Origin of the sequence: Pseudomonas capsici, assembly GCF_017165765.1 — a bacterium.
GTDB lineage: Bacteria > Pseudomonadota > Gammaproteobacteria > Pseudomonadales > Pseudomonadaceae > Aquipseudomonas > Aquipseudomonas capsici.
This window is the reverse complement of sequence record NZ_JAFGZD010000011.1, coordinates 139105-161642: the sequence shown is the minus strand read 5'-3', so window position 1 is coordinate 161642 and position 22538 is coordinate 139105. Positions and strand designations below refer to the sequence as shown.

The window sequence follows — 22538 nt, the reverse complement described above, 5'->3', positions numbered from 1 at the left end:
ATGAGCACTGCAAGAATCCTTGAACTGATGCGCCCTTACTGGGGCGATCGCAGTGTCATTGCCAGCTACGTCGGTGGCGAGTTCGTCGAAGGTCACGGTGCTCCTGTAGAAGTGCGCAATGCCCATGACGACAGCGTGCTGCTGACCTTCCCGGATGCCGATGAGTCACTGGTCGGTCTGGCCGACAAGGCCGCCAAGGCTGCTCAGGCGCAATGGTGGGCACTGACCGCCCAGGCCCGTGGCCGGGCCATGTATCAGATCGGTTCGCTGATACGTGAAGAGCAGGAAAACCTGGCACAGATCGAATCCCTGACCGCCAACAAGCCGATTCGCGACGCCCGTGTCGAAGTGCTCAAAGTGGCCGAGATGTTCGAGTACTACGCCGGTTGGGCCGACAAGCTGCATGGCGAGATCATTCCGGTCCCCACCACGCACCTGAACTACGTGACCTATGAGCCCCTGGGCACCGTATTGCAGATCACGCCCTGGAACGCACCGATCTTCACCTGCGGCTGGCAGATCGCACCGGCGATTGCTGCCGGTAATGCGGTGATTCTCAAGCCGTCCGAACTGACCCCCCTCAGCTCGCTGATGATCGGCGTACTGATCGAGCGTGCCGGTGTGCCAAAAGGTCTGGTCAACGTGATTGCCGGTTTCGGCCATTCCATTGGCCAGGCCTTTATCGCCAAGGCCGACATTCGCAAGGTGGTATTCGTGGGCTCGCCTGCAACCGGTCGCCATATCGCTGTGGCTGCGGCTCAGCGTTGCATTCCGGCGGTACTGGAACTGGGCGGCAAGTCGGCCAATATCGTGTTTGAAGATGCCGATCTGGAAGTCGCCTTGCGCGGCGCTCAGGCAGCGATTTTCTCCGGTGCCGGGCAGAGCTGCGTCTCCGGTTCGCGCCTGCTGGTGCAGGAATCGATCTTCGAAAGATTCACCAATGCCCTGGCTGTGGCCGCCACGCAATTCAAGATCGGTGACCCCAGCGACCCGGAAACCCAGATCGGTCCGATCAACAACGCCAAGCAATACAACCATGTGAAAACCATGGTCGAAGGTGCACTCAAGGACGGCGCGAAACTGGTGGGCAAAGAGGCCGACTCGATCCCGAACAAGCCGGGCTATTACGTCAACCCGACCGTACTGGCCGGCACCAACGACCTGTATTGCGCCCAGGAAGAAATCTTCGGGCCAGTGGTCGTGGCGATTCCGTTCAAGGACGAGGAGGATGCCATCCGTATCGCCAACGACAGCCGTTTCGGCCTGGCCGGTGGCGTCTGGACCCGCGATGTCGGTCGTGCTCATCGCGTGGCCAGGCAGGTGCGTGCAGGGACCTTCTGGGTCAATGGCTATAAGACTATTCACGTCAGCTCGCCTTTCGGCGGTTACGGCGAAAGCGGTTACGGCCGTTCCTCGGGCCTCGATGCGTTGCGTGAGTACAGCGAAGTGAAAAGCGTCTGGGTCGAAACCGCTGCCAAGCCTGCTGCCAGTTTCGGCTATGGCGCGAGTCTGGAGTAACCGTAATGAAGATTTCCAAAGCCCTGATCGATCAGGCCACAGTCTGGCGTCGCACGATTCACGCGGCTCCCGAGCTGGGTTTCCAGGAGTTGCAGACCTCCGACAAGGTGGCGAGTCTGTTGACCAGCTTTGGCATCGAGGTCCATCGCGGCCTCGGTGGCACGGGGGTAGTCGGTACTTTGCGCAATGGCGATGGCCCGGTGATCGGCATTCGTGCCGACATGGACGCGCTGCCGATTCAGGAACTGGGTGACGCCGCGCATAAATCGGCACACAAGGGCTGCATGCATGCCTGCGGGCACGATGGTCATACTGCGATTCTGCTGGCGACAGCGCGGCACCTGTCCGAAACGCGCAAATTCCGTGGCACGGTGCATTTTGTCTTCCAGCCCGCCGAAGAAAACCTGGGCGGTGCCCAGCGCATGATCGAGGACGGCCTGTTCGAGCAGTTCCCGATGGACGCCATCTACGGGCTGCATAACTGGCCGGGCGTTCCGGCAGGCAATGTCGTGATCAACCCGGGGCCGATGATGGCTTCGCTGGACACCTTCGAAATTACCCTGACCGGCAAAGGCAGCCATGCGGCAATGCCGGACAAGGGCACAGATCCGATTGTGGCGGCTGCCGAGCTGGTCCTGGGGTTGCAGACCATTGTGTCGCGGCGTCTTTCTCCACTGGATTCGGCCGTGGTCAGCATCACCCAGTTCAATGCCGGGGAAGCGATCAACGTCATCCCGGAAACGGCAGTCTTGCGCGGTACGGTGCGGTGCCTGCAGACGCCGGTGCGCGACAAGGTCCAGCAACTGATCGGCGAATTCGTCGAGCGTTTGCCGGTGGCTTTCGGAGTGCGTGGCGAGCTGGTCTATAACGTCGGCTACCCGGTCACCGAGAACCATGTCGAAGCGGCTGCCACGATTCGTCGAGCGGCTGTTGCGGCAGTGGGAGAGGCTAACGTGCAGTGGGGTTGCAACCCGTCCATGGCATCCGAAGACTTCGCCTTCATGCTGCATGCCTGTCCAGGTGCCTACGTCTGGCTGGGTGTAGACGGCGAGAAACCTTCAGCCGCGCTGCACAACCCGTACTACGACTTCAACGATCAGGTGATCGAGCCTGGCGTTGCCGTGTGGACGGCCTTGGTGGAGCAGTGTTTGCCGGTGAGTTGATCATTTCATGTCACTGTCGCGGCCAAGGCCCCTTCCACAATTTCAGTGGGAGGGGCCTTGGCCGCGACGACTTCAATCAGCACTCCACCAGATTCACCGCCAACCCGCCCCGTGACGTTTCCTTGTATTTGTCGTGCATGTCGGCACCGGTGTCGCGCATGGTGCGGATGGCGTGATCCAGTGAGATGAAGTGTTCGCCATCGCCGCGCAGGGCCATTTGTGCGGCATTGATGGCTTTCACGGCTGCAATCGCGTTGCGCTCGATGCACGGCACCTGCACCAGCCCGCCGACCGGGTCGCAGGTCAGGCCCAGGTTGTGTTCAAGGCCGATTTCCGCTGCGTTTTCCACTTGCTCCGGCGAGGCTCCGAGAATCTCTGCCAGCCCGGCCGCTGCCATGGCGCAGGCCGATCCGACTTCACCCTGGCAGCCCACTTCCGCACCCGAGATGGAAGCGTTTTTCTTGCACAGAATGCCCACCGCAGCGGCGCTGAGGAAGAAGCGCACCACGTCGTCGTCATTGGCGGCCGGGTTGAATTTCATGAAGTAATGCAGCACCGCAGGCACGATGCCTGCTGCGCCATTGGTGGGTGCCGTCACCATGCGGCCACCGGCAGCGTTTTCTTCGTTCACCGCCAGAGCGAAGAGGTTGACCCACTCCATGGCGCTGAGGGTCGAGCCGATCACGTTGGGGTTATCCAGATTCTGCAGGTTCTGATGCAGACGATAGGCACGACGACGAACCTTCAGGCCGCCGGGCAGAATGCCGGTTTCGCTCAGGCCCTTGTTCACGCAATCACGCATCGCTTCCCAGATGACCATGATCTTCTCGCGGATTTCCTCCTCGCTGCGCCAGGCCTTTTCGTTGGCCATCATCAGTTCGGAAACGCTCAGGCCGTGGGTCTTGCACAACCTGAGCAATTCGGCACCGCTGGAAAAGTCATAAGGCAGCACGGTGTCATCGTTGTCCAGCACACCGCTGGCGGCCTGTGCGGCGTCGATCACGAAACCGCCACCGACCGAATAGTAGGTCTGCTCGTAAAGCTCGCCGGTCGGCCCATAGGCGCACAGCGTCATGCCGTTGGGGTGATAGGGCAGGCTTTCGTCCAGCAGACACATGTCGCGCTGCCAGAGGAAGTTGATTTCCCGCTCGCCGGCCAGCAGCAACTGGCCGTTTTCCAGCAGGGCGTCGATGCGTTGATTGACCTGGCTCGGGTCGATCCGGTCTGGCCATTCGCCCATTAAACCCATGACAGTCGCACGATCGCTGCTGTGACCGATGCCTGTTGCCGAAAGAGATCCGTACAATCGCACTTCGATCCGTTCTACGCTATGCAGCAGGTTGCGCTCGCGCAGGTCGGTCACAAACAGTACACCGGCCCGCATCGGTCCTACGGTGTGAGAACTGGAGGGGCCAATGCCGATTTTGAACATGTCGAAGACGCTGATAGCCATCACGGAGGTCCTGCAAATGAGTTTCCATGGGAGCCATGGACTCCCTGTTCATGGTGCTCATATTTGGCCGCGGGCTTCCAAACGACAAACGATTGTTCCTATGCAACGCTTTAGCGGAACTCTTCAATGAGCAGAATTTTCAACGCGCAGATGCACGCCTGGTTACAAGTGTTCGCCTGTGCGGCCAGGCATCTTTCCTTCACCCGTTGTGCCGAAGAGCTGCATGTCACTCCCGGTGCCATCAGCCAGCAGATGCGTCAGCTCGAAGAGCGTCTGGGCTTTGCCCTGTTTCACCGGGTCGGGCGCGGGCTTGAGTTGACCGCCGAAGGGCAGCGGCTGGCGCTGGTGGCCAACGAAGTGCAGAGCCGAATCAGCGATGAATTGCGCCTGCTGCATTCCGGGCGAATCGGCGGCGTGTTCAAGCTGCGCTGCATTCCTTCGTTTCTCGGCAAATGGCTGATGCCGCGTCTGCCACGCTTACAGGAGGCTTTCCCGGACATCCAGTTGCGGATCATTGCCGAAGACAGCAGCGGCTCTTTGCGGGACGACGACTTCGATCTGGCCATCGACCTCAACGACGGCAGCTATCCGGGTCTGATGACCACGCCCTTGCTGGAAGAAGAGCTGTTCCCTGTCTGCTCGCCAGCGCTGCTGGAAGGCAAACCGCCTCTGGATACGCCCAGCCAACTGGTGCATTTTCCGCTGTTGCACGACATCACGGCCTGGCGTGGCAGCTACGAATATGCCGAGTGGGAGTTCTATCTGGCGGCTATCGGTGCAGCCGGGATCGATGTGCGGCGCGGGCATACCTTCAACCGCAATCACCTGACCATCGATGCGGCGAGAATGGGCATGGGCGTGGCCATTGCGCGCAAGACGCTGATCACCGACGAACTGGAGCAGGGCTCGTTGATCGTGCCTTTCGGGCATCCGATCAAGGCCAAGAAGAAGTACGTGCTGGCCTATCGCGAAGGCGCACTGAGCACACCGTCCAGGCGTGCAGTGCATGACTGGCTGGTGAGCGAAGCCGTACCGGGCAAATGAAAAGGGCGCGTCAATCGACGCGCCCTTTCAGTGTTCAGCGGGTCGGATCAATGGAACATTTCAGCGATCAGCACGGCACCGATGAATGTGCCGAAGTTGGCGAGGAACGATACCAGTACGATCCTCCAGCCCAGGCGCCGGAACGCTGGCAGATCCTTGGCAATCGACAGACCGGCGAAGGCCAGCATCGGGGTAATCACCGCCAGCATGTTGATCGTGCTGGTCAGGCGAGTGATTTCCGCGGCGAACGGGCAGGCAGGTGAGGTCAGGAACATTGCCACCAGCGACACCGTGCATACCGCCGGGATCTTGCGACGCAGCAGGCTGCAGAGCATTTCACCCACGAAGGTACAGAAGATCATGATGCCCATGCCGGTGAAGGCATCGGAAGACAGGGTCTTGTAACCGACATAGTTGGCGATCAGCGCCAGCGCACCGGCTGCCAGCCATGCGCTGACCTTGCCGGCCCAGCTCAGCTCCGGAACATCCAGGGAGACGTCCTTGCTGCTGATGTTTTCTTCGCTGATGGAGGCCTTGGTGGTACGACCGATCAGCGGTTCCAGCACCCGATAGCCCCAGACCGCCAGCGGCAGGGAAATGAACAGGGTGAAGTAGGTGCCGATGGTGGTGGTGATCAGGTTGGAGGCTGCCGCCAGCGTCATGACTTCCTTGGCCACTTCCGGCGTTTGCTGAGCGGCAATGGCGCCAGCGGCGGCGGCCATCATGCTGCCCGAGCCGATGCCCGAGCCCATGGCCAGGGAGTTGGGATGGAAGATGCCGAGGCTGGTGATGAAGCCGGCCACGATAGCAATGAACAGCGCGCCGAACAGGGTGCCGGTCAGGTATTCGGCCAGTACGCCGCGCCCCTCGGGAGAGTCCATGCCATAGCGTTCGCCGATGATCGCCAGGCTCGGCTCACGACCGACCGAGAAGGTCGCGCCGATGGCTTCACGCTTGATGCCCAGCATCAGCGCGACGGGCAGGCCGAGAATCACCGTGCCGACGAAATGGCCGAACTCCTGGAACAGCAGTGCCCAGCCGGAAGCGAACACCACCGGCAGCGAACCGCCGACCACCAGACCGAGCTTGGCGATGAAAATCAGCAGGGCAGGTTGCAGGATGGAAGCCGAGCGCAGTTGCGTGGCGTGGTCGACACCGATGGTGCCTGGCATCCGGCGGCTGGCGATACCGATCACCGCGCCCAGTACCAGTGCCCAGACCATGGGTAGCAAGACGACTTTGCCCGGGCCCAGAGGGATACTGATGGCGCCGATCATTTCGGCGACGATAAGGATGATCGCGGCCCAGATATACAGTTTTACGGTGGCTGAAACAGCCTGTTTGTCACCCGCCACTGCGGCCTGTGAGTGTTGCATGATGATCCCCTTGCCTGCTGAATGACCTTTTAACAGGCCTTATCAATCGTTGTTGTGCTTTTCAGGAGGGCGCGTTGTGAGCGCCCGGGGCAGCTTTAAAAGTCCATGGTGCCCATGGAAACCCTTGTGGGGCTGAATATTCTTGTAAGGCCGCAGAGTGATATCGGCCCAGGCTGCTTTGAACCTTTGCTGCGAGTATGCAGAGCAGCATGCGGCACACCAATATTGCGAACTTTATTTATCGTTGCCTTAATCAGAACACAGAAAGTAGGGCTTTCAGCCGCTGCAGGCGCGAAGAGAGGCGTGAAATCCTGTTTAATGCACCACCCCTCTGCGAGGACTCCCCATTGCGTTACGACCTGACCAGCCTGGACGTTTTCATCACTGTTGCCGAAGAGCGCAACCTGACCCGTGCTGCGCGCATCAGGCATCTGGCGGTATCGGCCATCAGCAAGCGCATCACAGATCTGGAGGCCCAGGTCGGTTCGCCCTTGCTGTTACGCAACGCACGAGGGGTCGAGCTGACACCGGCGGGTCAGTCGATGCTGTTCCATGCGCGCCAGCTCAAGCAGACCCTCGCGCAACTGGATACCGAACTCGGGGAGTACGCCAGCGGGGTCAAGGGTCATGTGCGGATTCATGCCATCACCTCGGCGCTCTCGCAGTTTCTGCCCGATGACGTGGCCGGGTTCGTCGCCCTGTATCCGCAGATCAAATTCGATATCGAGGAGCGGGTCGGCTCTGCGGTGATTCGTGCCGTGGCAGACGGTCGGGCGGACTTGGGCATCATTGCTGCGCAGACGGCTGCTCAGGGGCTGGAAACCGTGCCTTATCGCAACGATGAGCTGACGCTGGTGGTGCCTGCCGATCATGTTCTGGCGACGCGCAAGTCCGTGCGTTTCCAGGAGGCGCTGGAGCACGAGTTCGTCGGGCCGCATCTGGAAAGCTCCATGCACACCCTGCTGACCAGCGAGGCGCAAAAGCTGGGCATGGACCTGCGACTCAGAATCCGTATCAGCAGTTTCGACTGCATGTGCCGGATGGTGGGAGCCGGGCTCGGGCTGGCGATTCTGCCTCGCAGTGTGATCAGGCAATACCTGCGCAGCCACAGGCTCAAGGCGGTGACGCTGGACGAGGCCTGGGCACAACGCTCGCTGTTGCTGGTGTTCAGAAAGTACGAAGCGGCCTCGCCGACCCTGAAGACCCTGATCGACAACTTCAGGCTCGTTACCGACTGAGCGTTCTCCATCGGCGAACGCTGCCTTGGCGAGACTTCAATTTTCATCCGTGGGCAGTGCTCCTAGTATCGGCTGCATAGCGGTGTCAGTGCCGCGAATACTATAAAAAGCCGAGCCCAAGCGTATGACCGAGATCGCCCACGACCTGATCAACCATCTGGTCATCGACCATGAGCAGTTTGCTTTTGTCGACTTGCACAAGATGCTTTCGTCCGAGCAATTGGCGAAGTTGCCTTATTCGATCCGAATCCTGCTGGAAAACGTCGCTCGCTGTGCTCCCGAGGCCTTGCCTTCGGTACTGGCCCGGGCGGTGGATCACGGCCCCGACTGCGAAGTGCCGTTTCAGCCCAACCGCCTGATGTTCCACGACACCACCTGTCTGCCTGCGCTGGCCGATTTCGCGGGCATGCGCGATGTCGTTGCGGAACTGGGCGGCGATCCTCAGGCGATGAATCCGTCCATCCCGGCGGTCCTGACCATCGATCACTCGGTCATCGTCGAAAGCTATGCGCAGCCTGATTCGGTGCAGCAGAACCTGGATATCGACTTCCGGCGCAACAGCGAACGTTATCGTTTCATCAAGTGGGCGCAGAAAAGCCTCGACAACTTTGGCGTCATTCCGCCGGGCACCGGAATCATCCACCAGATGAACATGGAAGCCCTGGCGCAGGTGGTCTGGGAAAGTCGCACCGAGGATGGCCAGCGTCTGCTGCATCCTGACGATATGGTCGCCACCGACAGCCATACGCCGATGATCAATGCCATCGGCGTGCTGGGCTGGGGTGTGGGCGGTCTGGAAGGGCAGGCGGCGATGGTCGGGGAGCCGGTACCGATCAGCTTTCCACAGGTGATCGGCATTCGCGTCAGCAATGTGATGCGCCCCGGCGTCACCGCCACCGATCTTTCCCTGCATGTTGCGCAGATCCTTCGTCAGCGCAAGGTGGTGGGCAAGTTCGTCGAGTTTACCGGGCCGGGCCTTTCGACCCTCAGTTGGGCGGCGCGCGGTACTGTCTCTAATATGGCGCCCGAGTATGGCGCGACCGTAGTGTTCTTCCCGTTCGACGATGAAACGCTGTCGTACCTGGAGTTGAGTGGCCGCTCCCGGGAGTTACGTTCCAGAATCGTCAGCTACATGAATGCGCAGGGTCTCTGGCGGCGTGATGAGCTGGCCGAACCCGAGTTCGACGAACTGATCGAACTGGATCTGGCGAGCATCGAGCCCAGCGTGGCCGGCCCGCATCAGCCCCATCAACGGCAGACGCTTTCCAGTGCCGCTGCGTCTTTTCGCGACGAAGTGCTGGGCGGTACCGATCTGATTGCCGGGCCTGTTGCCCAGACCTTTTTCGAGCCCTCGTTTCAAGAGCCCATTACCCATGGCGCCGTGGTGCTGTCGGCGATTACCAGTTGCACCAACACAGCCAACCCGTCGCAGATGATCCAGGCCGGATTACTGGCCCGCAAGGCACGCAGTCTGGGCTTGAAGCGCAAGCCATGGGTCAAGACGTCACTCTCTCCAGGCTCCCAAGTGGTCGCGGATTACCTGCAGCAGGCCGACCTGCTGGCGGATTTCTCGGCACTGGGTTTCGATCTGGCAGGCTTTGGCTGCATGACCTGCATCGGCAACTCCGGCAAGCTTGAAGAGCATGTCGAAGCCTTTGCCGATCAAGGCCTCAAGGGCGTGGTGGTGCTGTCGGGCAACCGCAATTTCGAGGGGCGGGTCAATCCGAAGGTGCCAGCGGGTTATCTGGCTTCTCCGGCGCTGTGCGTGGCTTATGCCATTGCCGGCACTATCGATATCGATCTTGAGTCGCAGCCGCTGGGGCATGAGAGCAATGGCCAGCCGGTGTATCTGCGGGATCTGATGCCCAGCGATGCGGATGTCGCAGAGCTGGCGCTGGGCGTGGTCAGGCCGGAGTTCTTTCGCAAGCGTCTGGAAACCGTCTGGGACGGCACGAGCCATTGGCAGGCACTGTCTGCCGAGGGCAGCGTGCAGTTTCCATGGAGTCCGCAATCCACCTACCTGCGTCGCCCTCGGTACCTGACGGATATCGGTCTCGAACCCAAGGCCAGCCTGGGGATTCGTGATGCACGGGTGCTGATGGTGCTGGGCGATAACGTCACCACCGACCATATCTCGCCTGCCGGTGCCATTCCTGCTGCCAGTCTGGCCGGCCAATGGTTGCTGGAGCGGGGCGAGGACCCGCAGGACCTCAATCAGTACTCCACGCGGCGCAGCAATCACGAAGTCATGTTGCGGGGCGCGTTCACCAATGCCTCGGTCAGGAATCTGCTGTTGGACGGTACGCAGCCAGGACCGGGTGTCTGGGCCTGGAATGCAGACCACAGCGAGTGTCTGCCGCTGTTCATGGCTGCGCAAAGTTACGCGAGCAGCCATACGCCCATGGTGGTTTTCGCCGGGATCAATTACGGCGCAGGCTCAAGCCGTGACTGGGCAGCCAAGGCCCAGGCCCTGCTGGGCGTAAAGGCCGTGGTGGCTCGCAGCATCGAGCGCATTCACCGCAGCAACCTGATTGGCATGGGGGTGATTCCTCTGCAGTTCCAGGCCGGGCAAACGGTTGCAGACCTGCATCTCGATGGCACCGAGCATCTGGATTTCAGTGGCCTCGACGGGCTGGTGGTCGGCGATAACCCGGTCGTGCTGAGCATTCTGCATGCCGAACGGGAGCCCCGTCAGGTCGAGCTGTCGGTGCGTATCGACTCGTTGCAGGAGATTCGCTACCTCACCCATGGCGGCGTGTTGCCGTTCGTGATTCGCAAGGTGGTCAAGCGCACCCGGCACTGAAGTCGCCAGCAAGCGGCCTCCCACAGCCTCAGGTGATCGGCACTACGAGTTTTGCAATCAACAATAATAAGGAAGGCAAACATGCACAGCGACGACACAGACGCAGGCCCTTGCGCGCCTGCCATTCACCCCACGGGGGCCGGTCTCACCCGGCGCACGCTTATCAGGCACATGGGCACCGCCGCCGGCTTCGCGGTGCTCGCATCCCTGGTACCGACCGGACGCGCAGACGCGACTGAAACATTGAACAGACAACCCAAGGCTACCCGGAGAACAACCCCCATGTACGCATATGTCGGGTCAAGGACCACTCGTGAGCGCAATGCCCGTGGCGAAGGCATCACGGTTTATGAAGTGGATCAGGAGCAGGGCACCCTCAAGCCGGTCCAGGTGCTGAAGGATCTGGTCAATCCGTCCTTTCTGGCACTCAATCGCGCCAATGACCGGCTGTATACCGTGCATGGCGACCAGAGTGAGGTCAGCGCCTTCAGCATCGACAAGGCCACGGGCAGGCTGACGTTCCTCAACCGGCAAAGCTGCGAAGGCAAGAACCCGGTGCATCTGGCACTCGACCCCAGCGAACGCTTTCTGGTGGTGTCCAACCACATCGGCGGTTCGCTGGCGGTGCTCAATGTTGCCGAAGACGGTTCCCTCGGCACCTTGAACCAGTTGCTCAAGCTCGAAGGGCCGCTGGGGCCGCACCGGATCGAGCAGCCGTTCTCCAAGCCGCACTTCAACCCCTTCGACCCGTCCGGCCATTTCGTGCTGGTGCCGGACAAGGGGCTGGACCGGATCTTCAGTTTCCGCTTCGACAACGGCAAGCTCTACCCGGCCGACCAACCGTTCGTAGCCACCCGCGAAGGTGCAGGCCCGCGGCATGTGGTGCTGCATCCCGGCGCACCTTTTGCCTATGCCATCAATGAGCTGGATTCGACGGTCACGACTTACCGCTTCGACGCTTCGAGCGGCGCGCTCAAGGCCATTCAGGTGCTGCCTTCGCTGCCTGCGACCTTTACCGGCAACAGCCGGGCATCGGAGATCCAGATCGATCGTCGCGGACGCTTTCTCTATGCCTCCAATCGCGGCTACGACAGTGTCGCGGCATTTGTCATCGACGAAGGCACCGGCATGCTGAGCCCGGTGGAATTCATCGCTACCGATGGCAAGACGCCGCGTTTCTTTACCCTGACGCCCAACGAGCGATTCCTGTTTGCACTCAACGAGGACAGCGACACCATCGTCTCGATGGCGGTCGATGCGAAAAAGGGTGGGCTGAGCAAGACCGGATTCTCGATTTCCACCGGCAGCCCGGTGTGCATGGTTTTTACCGCATAAAGCGCAACACTATAAAAACAATGGATGCAGGCACTGCCCCGCATCCCGTGAGGTCGCCATGAATAACAACACTGCAATCGACGAAACTGCGGTCGTCCGCAAAGTCACCCTGCGGATCATTCCGTTTGTCTTCCTGCTGTACATCGTTTCGTATCTGGACCGCGCCAATATCGGTTATGCGGCGCTGCAAATGAACAAGGAACTGGCCCTGACCAGTGAAGCCTTCGGATTCATCTCGGGGATTTTCTTCATCGGTTATTTTCTGTTTGAAGTCCCCAGCAACGTGATGCTCAACAAGTTCGGTGCCCGGGTCTGGATTGCACGCATTCTGGTGACCTGGGGTTTCATTGCGGCCCTGACGGCCTTTGCCCAGAACGCCAGCCAGCTTTATGTGTTGCGCTTTCTGCTGGGCGTGGCCGAGGCGGGTTTCTTCCCTGGCATCATTGTCTACCTGACTTTCTGGTTTCGCTCCAAGGAACTGGCGACCACTGTGGCGCTGTTCACGGCGGCGATTCCGGTGAGCTACATCATCGGTGCGCCCTTGAGCACCTGGATCATGGACAACGTGACCTGGTTCAACTGGAGCGGCTGGCGCTGGATGCTGTTCCTTGAAGGCATCCCGGCGGTTTTTCTGGGCATCGCTTGTCTGTTCTATCTCACGGACCGTCCCGAGCAGGCCAAGTGGCTCAAGCCCGAGGAAAAGGCCTGGCTGGTGGACGAACTCGAACGCGATCGTCAAAGCCGCAAGAACGTGAAGAGCCTGAGCGTCTACAAGACCATGACCAATCCCAAGGTCCTCTATCTGTCGTTCATCTACTTCGTCTATCAGTGCGGCAGCCTCGGGATTGGCTACTGGATGCCGCAGATCATCAAAGGCTTTTCCGACTCCTTGACCCATACACAGATCGGCCTGATTGCGATGCTGCCTTATATCGTCGCCACCGTGGCGATGATCGTCTGGTCGCGCAGCTCCGACCGACGCAACGAGCGCAAGCTGCATTCGGCGATTCCGCTGCTGGTGGCGGCGCTAGGCCTGATGGGGGCGGGTGCCTTGCAGAGTCCGGTTCTGGCAATGGCCATGATCTGTCTGAGCCTGTCGGGCCTCTACAGCTTCAAGTCTCCCTTCTGGGCCTTGCCGACACTGTTCCTGACCCGTTCGACAGCGGCGGTTTCCATCGCCGTGATCAACTCCATCGGCAACCTGGGCGGCTTTGTAGGCCCATCGTTGATCGGTCTGGTCAAAGGCACCAGCCAGAGCGCTTCCAATGGGTTACTGTTTCTATCTGCGTTGTTGCTGGCAGGTTTCCTGATGACCATCCTGATGCGTGTCACCAATCCGCCTGCCGACGAAGGTCAGGCCCTGGGCCAGCAAGCCCGTTAAGCATTCGAGGAGAATTCGATGAGTTCGATCAGCCCGGCAGTAATCAACGATCTGGCCCCTCAGGGTGTGCTGCGCGCTGCCATCAATTTCGGCAATCCGGTGCTGGCCCAGAAAGCGCCGGATGGTTCGCCGCAAGGTGTATCGGTCGCTTTGGCCAAGGCGTTGGCACAGGAGCTGGGCGTGCGTCTGGAAATGGTGACCTTCGATGCGGCGGGCAAGGTGTTCGCGGCGCTGTCCGAAGGTGTCTGGAATATCGCGTTCCTGGCCATCGAGCCGGTTCGGGAAGAGCAGGTCGCGTTCAGTGAGCCTTATGTGATTATCGAAGGCACCTATCTGGTGAAGACCCAGGCGCCTTACGTTTCGGTCGAAGAGCTTGATCAACCTGATATCGGGATTGCAGTAGGCAAGGGCGCGGCTTATGACCTGTATCTGAGTCGCACCCTGAAAAATGCCCGGCTGGAACGAGCGGAAACTTCCGCCGGGGCTGTGGACCTGTTCATCGAACAAGGCCTGGATGCGGCAGCAGGTGTGCGCCAGCCGCTGGAAAAGGTCGCGGCCAGCGATGCGCGCTATCGCGTACTGGACGGTGCATTCACCTCCATCCGCCAGGCCATGGCCGTACCGCGCCAGTGTGAGGCTGGCGCGGCGTTTGTCAGGGCCTTTGTCGAGCGCAGGAAGGCCGAGGGTTTTGTCAAAAGCGCACTGGTCGAAAGTGGCCAGGCGGATGTGACCGTCCCTTGAGGTTATAGCCCCAGTGCCTCCAGAGACCGGCGCTGGGTATCGGCATACAGTTTCAGTTCATTGATGGTCGGGCGGCCAAGGGCTTTCTGGAAGTCGTCCTGACTGGAACTGGTCGCGTAATGCGACTGCGAGTCGTCACCCAGGTTGGACTGGAAGATGCCCGCTGCGCTGACCGGCAGGAAGTCTTCATACACCAGCGGCTCGAAGCGAATATGGCCGTCCTTTATCAACTGCTCCAGATCACCGCTCTGCGGGACGGGGCCTTTTCCGGTGGCGAAGTAGCGGAAGTAGGCCAGATCCTGGTCGCGCATTTCCTGATAGCTGTCGGGGAAGGCCTGGAAAGTTTTTTCCAGCAGTTGCGCATAGCGCACCGAGTTGGCCTCGTTGGGAAATTCGCCCAGTTCGTCACGGGCGGCATTCAGTAACTGGTCGTACAGCGTCCGGCCCTTGGGCGTGAGCGCTGCGCCGCGTTGTTCGATTTCACCGAAGCGTGCCGAATGACTGCCCGATTCGCCACTGAAGGTGATGGCTTCTTCCAGTGCCTTGAAGCTGGTCTGGCGCAACAGGATCGGGCACTGGCGACGGGGCGGGCCTTCCACCACGGCCTTGGGCGTGATGCCTTTGCCGGGCATGCCGGCCTGAACGGCGTCGATATCCAGAGTGCGCGGGGTCAGGTGGTTGATATGCGGGCCTCTGAAGGCTACGACATCGGCAATCAGACGGTGCTGGGCATTGAGCCGTTTGTAGTCCTGCAACGAAACCGTCGCGCTGTTGTGCCAGCGGAAGGTTTCCAGAGCCTGCTGGACGAATTCCTCAGCGTCCGACTCGCTCAGGCCGCCTTGTTGCTCGTGCCGTTCAATCAGCGCCAAGGTTCCGGGCGTAAAGATCATCCGCCTGGCCAGGACCTCTGCGGCAAAGGTGCGCAGTTCATCGTTTTCGATCAGTTCAAGGCGCAGCAGCGAAGTAAAGACCCGGAACGGGCTGACCTGCAGCGACTGCTCGTGTACCGCGCGAAACGCCGTGGAATGAACCGGCACACCGGCAGGTGTCAGGTCGTAATAACCCACCGGCTCCATGCCCATCACCGCGAACAGGCGGGCGAGGGTGGCCAGTTCCAGCGCAGTGCCGACCCGGATCGCGCCGTGGCGCTCCATGTCCAGACGCTGGATTTCACCGGTCTGCTTCAGGCTTTCCAGCACCCGGGGCTGATGGGTCATGACCGCGTCGTTGACCTCGGACACCAGCTCCATCAAGGTGCCGTAGAGCGGCACTTCGGTCTTGTACATCTGCGACATGGCGCGGGAAAAGCTGGCTCGAATCTCATCACGGTTTGCAAAACTTGCAGTGCTCATCTGGATCGTTTCTCCGCACAAATTCCAGTTAACAGACCCGGTTCAGTCGAGGGCTGCCAGACAACGCTCGAAAATATCCAGCCCTTCATTCAGTACATCCGGCTCGATGGTCAACGGTGCCAGCAAGCGGATGATGTGTCGTGACTTGCCGCTGGGCATCAACAGCAGACCGGCGTCCCTGGCCAGTTGCAGCAACTGGGCAAGTTGTGTGGTGCCCGGTTTGCCTTCGGGGGTGACGAGTTCGATGCCGCGCATGGCGCCGACGCCGGTCAGCCTGCCCAGATAGGGTGAGAGTTTTTTCTCCTGCCAGGAACGGTAGCGGCTGACGATGATGTTTTCCTGGGTTTCGCCCCACTGCGACAGGTTTTCATCGCTCATTTGGGCCAGCGATGCCAGTCCGGCGGCGCAGGCGATGGGGTTGCCGGAATAGGTCCCGCCCAGGCCGCCTTTGGGCAGGGTGTCGAGCAGATGCTTGCGGCCCACCACTGCGCCCAGCGGTATGCCGCCCGCGATGCTTTTGCCGAGCAGAATCAGGTCTGGCTCGATCCCCAGTCGGCTGAAGGCAAAGCGCTGGCCGGTACGACCGAAGCCGGACTGGATCTCGTCGGCAATCAACACAATGCCCTTCTCATCACAGAGTTTGCGCAGCGCCTGGGCGAACTCAGGTTCCATGGGCAGGAAGCCACCTTCGCCCTGAACGGATTCAAAGATAAAGCAGGCCACGTCACTGACATCGAGTTCGACGCTGAACAGACGATCCATGGCTTTCAAGGCTTCGGCAGTGGTGACGCCGGTATCCTTGCTCGGAAAAGGAATGTGATAGACCGTGCCGGGCAGTACGCCGATGCGCTGCTTGTAGGGCGCGACCTTGCCGTTGAGGTTCAGGGTCGCCAGAGTGCGGCCATGAAAGGCACCATCGAAGGCAATGACTGCTGTGCGCCCGGTGACACTGCGTACGATCTTCAAGGCGTTTTCCGCTGCTTCCGCACCGCTGTTGGTGAGCATGCCGCTGAGCGGGAAACTGACCGGAACGAACTGCTCCAGCTTGTTCATGAACTGGATATACGGATCATGGGGGGTGGCGTTGAAGGCGTAATGGGTCAGCTTTTCGGCCTGCGCCTGAATGGCCTGGACCACCAGCGGGTTGCAGTGGCCCAGGTTCAGCACGCCAATGCCGCCCACGAAGTCGATATAACGCTTGCCGGTCGTGTCCCAGACTTCGGCGTTTTTGCCGTGGGAAAGGGTGACAGGGTGAACGAATGAAATGGACGCACTGATATTTTCGTTGCTCACTGGAAACGCTCCGGCAACGAATCGCGGTGGGTTCTGGAGAAGGTGTTCGGCGAAGACATAGGGGCATCCTGCTGTGTTGAACGTCGGGTGTATCTAAACGAACAACGGACATGCCCCGCAAACGAAATAAAATCGTCGAGTCATTCCAATAATTCTGAATGTCGGGCTTTCACCTGCTGTTTTATCCAGTCCACGAACGCCTTGACCTTGGGGACCTCGGCTGCGTGTTCGGCATGGGCCAGAAAGTGCGAGCCATCGCTCTGCATCGGGTGATCCCAGGCCACGACCAGCTTGCCTTCGGCCAGTTCTTCGCTGACCAGATAGCGAGGAATCAAGGCAATGCCGCAACCGGCCTGGGCGGCCCGGATGCACATGTAGAAGGTGTCGAAACGCGGGCCGTGATAGCTGCTTTGCGAATGCAGGTTCTGCTCGAGAAACCATTCATGCCAGGCCTCCGGGCGCGAGGTACATTGCAAGAGGGTATGGCCAGTCAGAGCCTGGGCGCTGGGGATGTCGCTGCTGGCCAGCAGGTCCGGTGCACAGACCGGGACCACTTCCTCTTTGAACAGCTCGATACAGGTGGCTCCGGGCCAGGTGCCCTGACCGAAAAAGAACGCCACATCGGCCTTGGCCCTGACCAGATCGAAGGGTTCCAGCTCGCTGCGGATATCCAGATGAATGCCGGGGTTCCGGCTGCCGAAGCCCTTGAGATTCGGCACCAGCCAGCGGTCGCCGAACGTCGGCTGGGTGGCGATTTTCAGTACCTCTGTCTCGCCGCCATAGGTCAGGATGTAGCGGCTCGACATATCGACCTGAATGAGGATCTTGTTCACCTCGGCCATGTACAGCTCGCCCGCCGGTGTCAGGTGCAGACGGCGGCGGATACGCTGGAACAGCGGGTGGCAGAGCATCTCTTCCAGCTGCGCGACCTGCTTACTCACGGCGCTCTGGGTGAGGTGCAATTCCTGGGCAGCGCGAGTGAAGCTCAAATGACGGGCCGAGGCTTCGAAACACTGCAAGGCGGTCGTTGAGGGCATCAAACGCTTGGACATTCACGGTTACCTGTTGACGTGCGGGATGGTTCATTCCAAAACGGAATCATGTTTTTCTAAATGGTCGTTTGTGACAAGGACTGTTGCGGGTCAATACTGATCCACATCAATGATTTCAACCAGTGTCATCTGCAGGAGAATCAATGTGGTTGCCAATTTGTTAGAAAGCCTGGGCGTAGCGAAAAGTGCTTACACAGAAGGGGATTACCCCGTCTACACCCCTATCGATGGCAGCCAGATTGCCTCCGTCAGCCTGGAAGGCAAGGCGCAGGTCGTGGCCCGCATCGACCGCGCCCACAGCGCGTTTCTGAAATGGCGCACGGTTCCGGCTCCACGCCGTGGCGAGCTGGTGCGCATCTTCGGTGAAGTGCTGCGCGAACATAAGGCGGCGCTGGGCGAACTGGTGTCCATCGAAGCCGGTAAGATCACTCAGGAAGGTCTGGGTGAAGTGCAGGAAATGATCGATATCTGCGACTTCGCTGTCGGCCTTTCCCGTCAGCTTTACGGCTTGACCATCGCCTCCGAACGTCCAGGCCACCATATGCGTGAAACCTGGCATCCGCTGGGCGTGGTGGGTGTTATCAGTGCCTTCAACTTCCCGGTGGCGGTCTGGGCCTGGAACACCACGCTGGCACTGGTGTGCGGCAACCCGGTGATCTGGAAGCCTTCCGAGAAAACCCCGCTGACCGCTCTGGCCAGCCAGGCCTTGTTCGATAAGGCCCTGAAAATCTTCGGCGATGCGCCGGAAGGTCTGGCGCAACTGGTCATCGGTGACCGTGAAGCCGGTGAGGCACTGGTCGATGATCCGCGTGTACCGCTGGTGAGCGCCACCGGCAGTACCCGCATGGGGCGTGAAGTGGGTCCGCGTGTGGCGGCTCGTTTCGGTCGCAGCATTCTGGAACTGGGCGGCAACAACGCCATGATCCTGGCCCCGAGCGCCGACCTGGATCTGGCCGTACGCGGCATCCTGTTCAGCGCGGTAGGCACTGCCGGCCAGCGCTGTACTACGTTGCGTCGCCTGATCGTACATCGCTCCATCAAGGACGAAGTGGTTGCGCGTGTGAAAGCGGCCTACGCCAAGGTACGGGTCGGCGACCCACGGGCAGGCAACCTGATCGGCCCGCTGATCGACAGGCAGGCTTTTGCAGCCATGCAGGACGCGCTGGGCAAGGCCCGCGATGAGGGTGGCCAGGTCTTCGGCGGCGAGCGCCAGTTGCAGGACAAATACCCCAATGGCTACTACGTGACTCCGGCCATTGCCGAGATGCCGGCGCAGAGCGATGTCGTGCGTCACGAAACCTTTGCGCCGATTCTCTATGTGCTGGCCTACGACGAATTCGAGGAAGCACTGCGTCTCAACAACGAAGTGCCACAAGGCCTGTCGTCCTGCATCTTCACCACCGACCTTCGTGAAGCCGAGGCTTTCCAGAGTGCGGCGGGCAGTGACTGCGGCATTGCCAACGTCAACATCGGCACCAGCGGTGCAGAGATCGGCGGAGCATTTGGTGGTGAGAAGGAAACCGGCGGCGGGCGTGAATCCGGTTCCGATTCCTGGAAGGCCTACATGCGTCGTCAGACCAATACCGTCAACTATTCCCGCGAACTGCCGCTGGCCCAGGGCATCGTTTTCGACTGACAGACAGGACATCAGGCTCGCCCGGCGAGCCTGAAACTTCATGGGGCTGGAGTGTTGCAATGACGCAATTTCGTCAAGAGTGCCTGTGGGAGCAACTGACGCCGCAAAGGCCCGGCCATCTGCCGTTGAGTGGAGAGCGGACGGCTGACGTTTGTGTGATCGGCGGCGGTTATACCGGTCTGTCCGCGGCTCTTCAGTTGATCGAGGGCGGCAAGTCGGTCTGTATCGTGGAAGCCCATCAGGTGGGCCACGGAGGTTCTGGGCGTAACGTAGGACTGGTCAACGCCGGTACCTGGGTGGCACCGGACGATCTGGAAAAGGTCCTGGGCAGCGCCGAGGCCAGTCGCCTCAATGGCGCATTGGGTGCAGCTCCGGCTCTGGTGTTTGCCACCATCGACAAATACGGAATCGATTGTCAGGACACCCGTACCGGTACTCTGCACATGGCGCACAACGCCAGCGGTCTGGCTGATCTGCGAAGCCGCGCCGAGCAATGGCAGCGCCGTGGCGCCAATGTCGAACTGCTGACCGGCAAGGCCTGTGAAGAGGCTTGCGGGACCAGCAGGATAGCCGGTGCATTGCTGGACTACCGGGCCGGGACCGTCAATCCCATGGCTTATGTTTCAGGCATGGCAATCAATGTGGTTGCGCGTGGCGGGACGATCTTCGGTGACTCGCCGGTAACCGGTCTGCAACGCACGGAAGATGGCTGGAAGGTCAGCACCGCTCAGGGCAGTGTGCGGGCCGAAAAGGTCATCATCGCTTCCAATGCCTACACCGAAGGCGAATGGACCGATGTGAAGGATCATATCTTTGCCGGTTACTACTATCAGGTGGCTTCGCAGCCGCTCACCGGTCCCGAGCAGGAAGACATTCTGCGTGGCGGGCAGGGCTCCTGGGATACCCGCAAGGTATTGAGCAGCATTCGTCGCGACGCGCACGGGCGCCTGGTGCTTGGCAGCCTGGGCAATGCCGGCAATTATCCGCTGTGGTTTATCCGTCAGTGGGCCGATCGCATCCAGCAGCACTACTTCCCGCAACTGGGCAAGGTCGAATGGCAAGGCACCTGGACGGGCCGTATCGGTTTTACGCCGGACCATCTGTTGCGTCTGTTCGAGCCTGCTCCCGGTCTGTTGGCGGCTACCGGTTTCAATGGCCGGGGCGTCACCACCGGAACACTGGTGGGCAAATGCTTTGCGGATTACTTGCTGAGCAACGATGCCAAGGCTTTGCCAGTGAGCTTCTCGAAGAGCAAGGCGGTCGTGGGCAGTTCATTGCGCACACTGGCCTACGATGCCGGTTTTACGCTGTATCACGCCGGGCAATGCCTGCGCGTCGTGCTCTGATTTTTCAAAAGAACAAAACGCCATACAACAAAATTCTCATTCAATTTCTGCTGCCGTACGAAATCGATCAAAGGAAATGCAAATGGCAAGTTTCATACTTCGCCCGGCTTTGCCGTGGCGGTCTTTCGGCATCCGGTCTATCTGAATTCCGTTTGAAAGTAAGCCCATAAAAGCAGTGACAGCACTGCGCCAACAAGAATGCTTATTCAAGAACAGGTTGCGTCGTCGGGCTGCCTCTTTGTGGGCCTCCCTGTGCAACCTCAACGTTGAGGGTAGAACATGGTTTCCCACAAGAAAGAGCACCGTTCCCTGAAGCACGGGCTGACATCCCGGCAGGTTTCAATGATTTCCATTGCCGGCATCATCGGTGCCGGTCTGTTCATCGGCTCATCCAAGGCCATCGCCACGGCAGGGCCTGCCATTCTGATCTCCTACGGTATTGCCGGGCTGCTGGTATTGCTGGTGATGCGCATGCTGGGTGAAATGGCGATTGCCAATCCCAACAGCGGTTCGTTCTCGACTTATGCCGGACAGGCCATCGGGCCATGGGCCGGGTTTACCATCGGCTGGCTGTACTGGTGGTTCTGGGTGCTGATCATTCCGGTCGAAGCCATTGCCGGTGCCGATATCCTGCACGCCTGGATGCCTTCGGTACCGTCCTGGCTGTTCGCCTTTTTGATCATGATCACGCTGTCTTGTACCAACCTGGTGAGCGTGAAGAATTTCGGTGAGTTCGAGTACTGGTTCGCGCTGGTCAAGGTGATTGCGATTCTGGCATTTATCGGCGTCTGCACCCTGGCCGTGCTGGGCTTCTGGCCACTGGTCGAAACCTCCGGCGTCTCGCAGATCTGGCAGAACGGCGGCTTCATGCCCAATGGATTCGGCGCGGTACTGGGCGGGGTATTGATCACGATCTTTTCGTTCTTCGGCGCAGAAATCGTCACCATCGCCGCCGATGAAACGGCCAACCCCAAAGAGAAGATTCGCAGGGCCACCAACCTGGTGGTTTATCGCATCGCAATTTTCTACATTTTCTCGATCTTCTTCATCGTCTCGCTGGTGGCCTGGAACGATCCGCGTCTGCTGCAGGTAGGGTCGTTCCAGCGGGCGCTGGAAATCATCAATGTGCCGGGTGCCAAGATGGTGGTGGATATCGTGGTGTTCGTGGCGGTCACCAGTTGCATGAACTCCGGCCTCTACACGGCTTCGCGGATGCTGTATTCCTTGGGCGCACGTGGCGAAGCCCCGGCGCAGATCAAGCGGGTTTCCGGCAGTGGCGTGCCGACCGTGGCAGTGATTCTTTCCACGCTGGCAGGTTTTGTCGGCTGTTTCGTGAACTATGCCTTTCCGGGCAAGGTGTTCGGTTTCCTGTTGTCCACCACCGGTGCCATTGCGCTGCTGGTGTATCTGGTGATTGCCGTCTCCCAGTTGCGGATGCGCAGAAAACTGGAGAGGGAAGGTCAGGAGCCTGCCTTCAAGATGTGGCTGTTTCCCTGGCTGACCTGGCTGGTGATCGGCCTGATCACTCTGGTGCTGGGCTACATGCTCATCAGCCCCGGCTACCGCTATGAAACCCTGATGACAGCGGCGGTTGCCGGGACGATTCTGCTGATTGCCCTGGTGCGTCGCAGAACGGCGACAGGAGCTTATGCGGCTGGGGTCTGACGGGCTGATGCAGATCGGCCAAGACCAATAAATTACTTTGTGGGAGGCCGCCTGCTGGCGACTTCAGCTTGCAGGCACCACATTTCGGTGCCTGAACTGGCTGTCGCGGCCAAGGCCCCTCCTGCCAAAGCGATTCATTGAC

Annotated in this window: 16 protein-coding genes; 11 read left to right on the top strand and 5 right to left on the bottom strand. The window is 60.1% G+C overall.

All coding sequences use genetic code 11. The features are described from left to right. Window positions 1-1518, top strand: coding sequence for an aldehyde dehydrogenase family protein (locus JSY17_RS16315; protein WP_206402298.1), 1518 nt, complete (start codon window positions 1-3; stop codon window positions 1516-1518). A 5-nt stretch (window positions 1519-1523) separates the two neighbouring features. Beyond that, window positions 1524-2681: a M20 aminoacylase family protein gene (locus tag JSY17_RS16310; RefSeq protein ID WP_117183615.1), complete on the top strand. Its 1158-nt coding sequence runs from the start codon at window positions 1524-1526 to the stop codon at window positions 2679-2681. A 76-nt stretch (window positions 2682-2757) separates the two neighbouring features. Here the strand turns inward: JSY17_RS16310 and JSY17_RS16305 are convergent, their stop codons facing one another. Continuing rightward, complete coding sequence (locus tag JSY17_RS16305; protein WP_200979065.1) at window positions 2758-4134, bottom strand: L-serine ammonia-lyase; 1377 nt, start codon at window positions 4132-4134, stop codon at window positions 2758-2760. A 126-nt stretch (window positions 4135-4260) separates the two neighbouring features. Here JSY17_RS16305 and JSY17_RS16300 point away from each other — a divergent pair, with 126 nt between their 5' ends. After that, complete coding sequence (locus JSY17_RS16300; RefSeq protein ID WP_117167560.1) at window positions 4261-5178, top strand: LysR substrate-binding domain-containing protein; 918 nt, start codon at window positions 4261-4263, stop codon at window positions 5176-5178. Between the two features lie 47 nt (window positions 5179-5225). Here the strand turns inward: JSY17_RS16300 and JSY17_RS16295 are convergent, their stop codons facing one another. Then, window positions 5226-6554: a DUF3100 domain-containing protein gene (locus JSY17_RS16295; protein WP_201013212.1), complete on the bottom strand. Its 1329-nt coding sequence runs from the start codon at window positions 6552-6554 to the stop codon at window positions 5226-5228. A gap of 347 nt (window positions 6555-6901) precedes the next feature. Here JSY17_RS16295 and JSY17_RS16290 point away from each other — a divergent pair, with 347 nt between their 5' ends. From JSY17_RS16290 to JSY17_RS16270, 5 genes are all read left to right on the top strand, one after another. Then, on the top strand, window positions 6902-7792 hold the full coding sequence (locus JSY17_RS16290) for a LysR family transcriptional regulator (protein WP_117183618.1): 891 nt from the start codon (window positions 6902-6904) through the stop codon (window positions 7790-7792). A gap of 124 nt (window positions 7793-7916) precedes the next feature. Then, entirely contained in the window at window positions 7917-10595 is a 2679-nt protein-coding gene (acnA, locus tag JSY17_RS16285; RefSeq protein WP_206402299.1) for an aconitate hydratase AcnA, read from the top strand. A 282-nt stretch (window positions 10596-10877) separates the two neighbouring features. After that, window positions 10878-11930, top strand: a complete 1053-nt coding sequence (locus tag JSY17_RS16280; protein WP_117183620.1) for a lactonase family protein — start codon at window positions 10878-10880, stop codon at window positions 11928-11930. A 58-nt stretch (window positions 11931-11988) separates the two neighbouring features. Next, on the top strand, window positions 11989-13311 hold the full coding sequence (locus JSY17_RS16275; protein WP_117183621.1) for an MFS transporter: 1323 nt from the start codon (window positions 11989-11991) through the stop codon (window positions 13309-13311). An 18-nt stretch (window positions 13312-13329) separates the two neighbouring features. Beyond that, window positions 13330-14052, top strand: coding sequence for a transporter substrate-binding domain-containing protein (locus JSY17_RS16270; protein WP_206402300.1), 723 nt, complete (start codon window positions 13330-13332; stop codon window positions 14050-14052). Between the two features lie 2 nt (window positions 14053-14054). Here the strand turns inward: JSY17_RS16270 and hglS are convergent, their stop codons facing one another. The 3 genes from hglS to JSY17_RS16255 form a co-directional block, all read right to left on the bottom strand. After that, the gene (hglS, locus tag JSY17_RS16265; RefSeq protein WP_206402301.1) at window positions 14055-15404 is read right to left on the bottom strand and encodes a 2-oxoadipate dioxygenase/decarboxylase HglS; all 1350 of its coding nucleotides are present in this window, start codon (window positions 15402-15404) and stop codon (window positions 14055-14057) included. Window positions 15405-15446: 42 nt separating this feature from the next. Then, window positions 15447-16697, bottom strand: coding sequence for a 2-aminoadipate transaminase (locus tag JSY17_RS16260; RefSeq protein WP_206402302.1), 1251 nt, complete (start codon window positions 16695-16697; stop codon window positions 15447-15449). A 140-nt stretch (window positions 16698-16837) separates the two neighbouring features. Then, a complete protein-coding gene (locus JSY17_RS16255) occupies window positions 16838-17749 on the bottom strand; it encodes a LysR family transcriptional regulator (protein WP_206402304.1) in 912 nt (303 codons plus the stop codon). 145 nt (window positions 17750-17894) lie between these two features. Here JSY17_RS16255 and amaB point away from each other — a divergent pair, with 145 nt between their 5' ends. The 3 genes from amaB (at window position 17895) to JSY17_RS16240 (ending at window position 22396) form a co-directional block, all read left to right on the top strand. Then, window positions 17895-19385, top strand: coding sequence for an L-piperidine-6-carboxylate dehydrogenase (amaB, locus tag JSY17_RS16250; RefSeq protein ID WP_117167551.1), 1491 nt, complete (start codon window positions 17895-17897; stop codon window positions 19383-19385). A gap of 59 nt (window positions 19386-19444) precedes the next feature. After that, entirely contained in the window at window positions 19445-20731 is a 1287-nt protein-coding gene (gene amaA / locus JSY17_RS16245; protein WP_201015978.1) for an L-pipecolate oxidase, read from the top strand. Between the two features lie 279 nt (window positions 20732-21010). Next, window positions 21011-22396: an amino acid permease gene (locus JSY17_RS16240; protein WP_206402306.1), complete on the top strand. Its 1386-nt coding sequence runs from the start codon at window positions 21011-21013 to the stop codon at window positions 22394-22396. The last annotated feature ends 142 nt before the right edge of the window (window positions 22397-22538 follow it).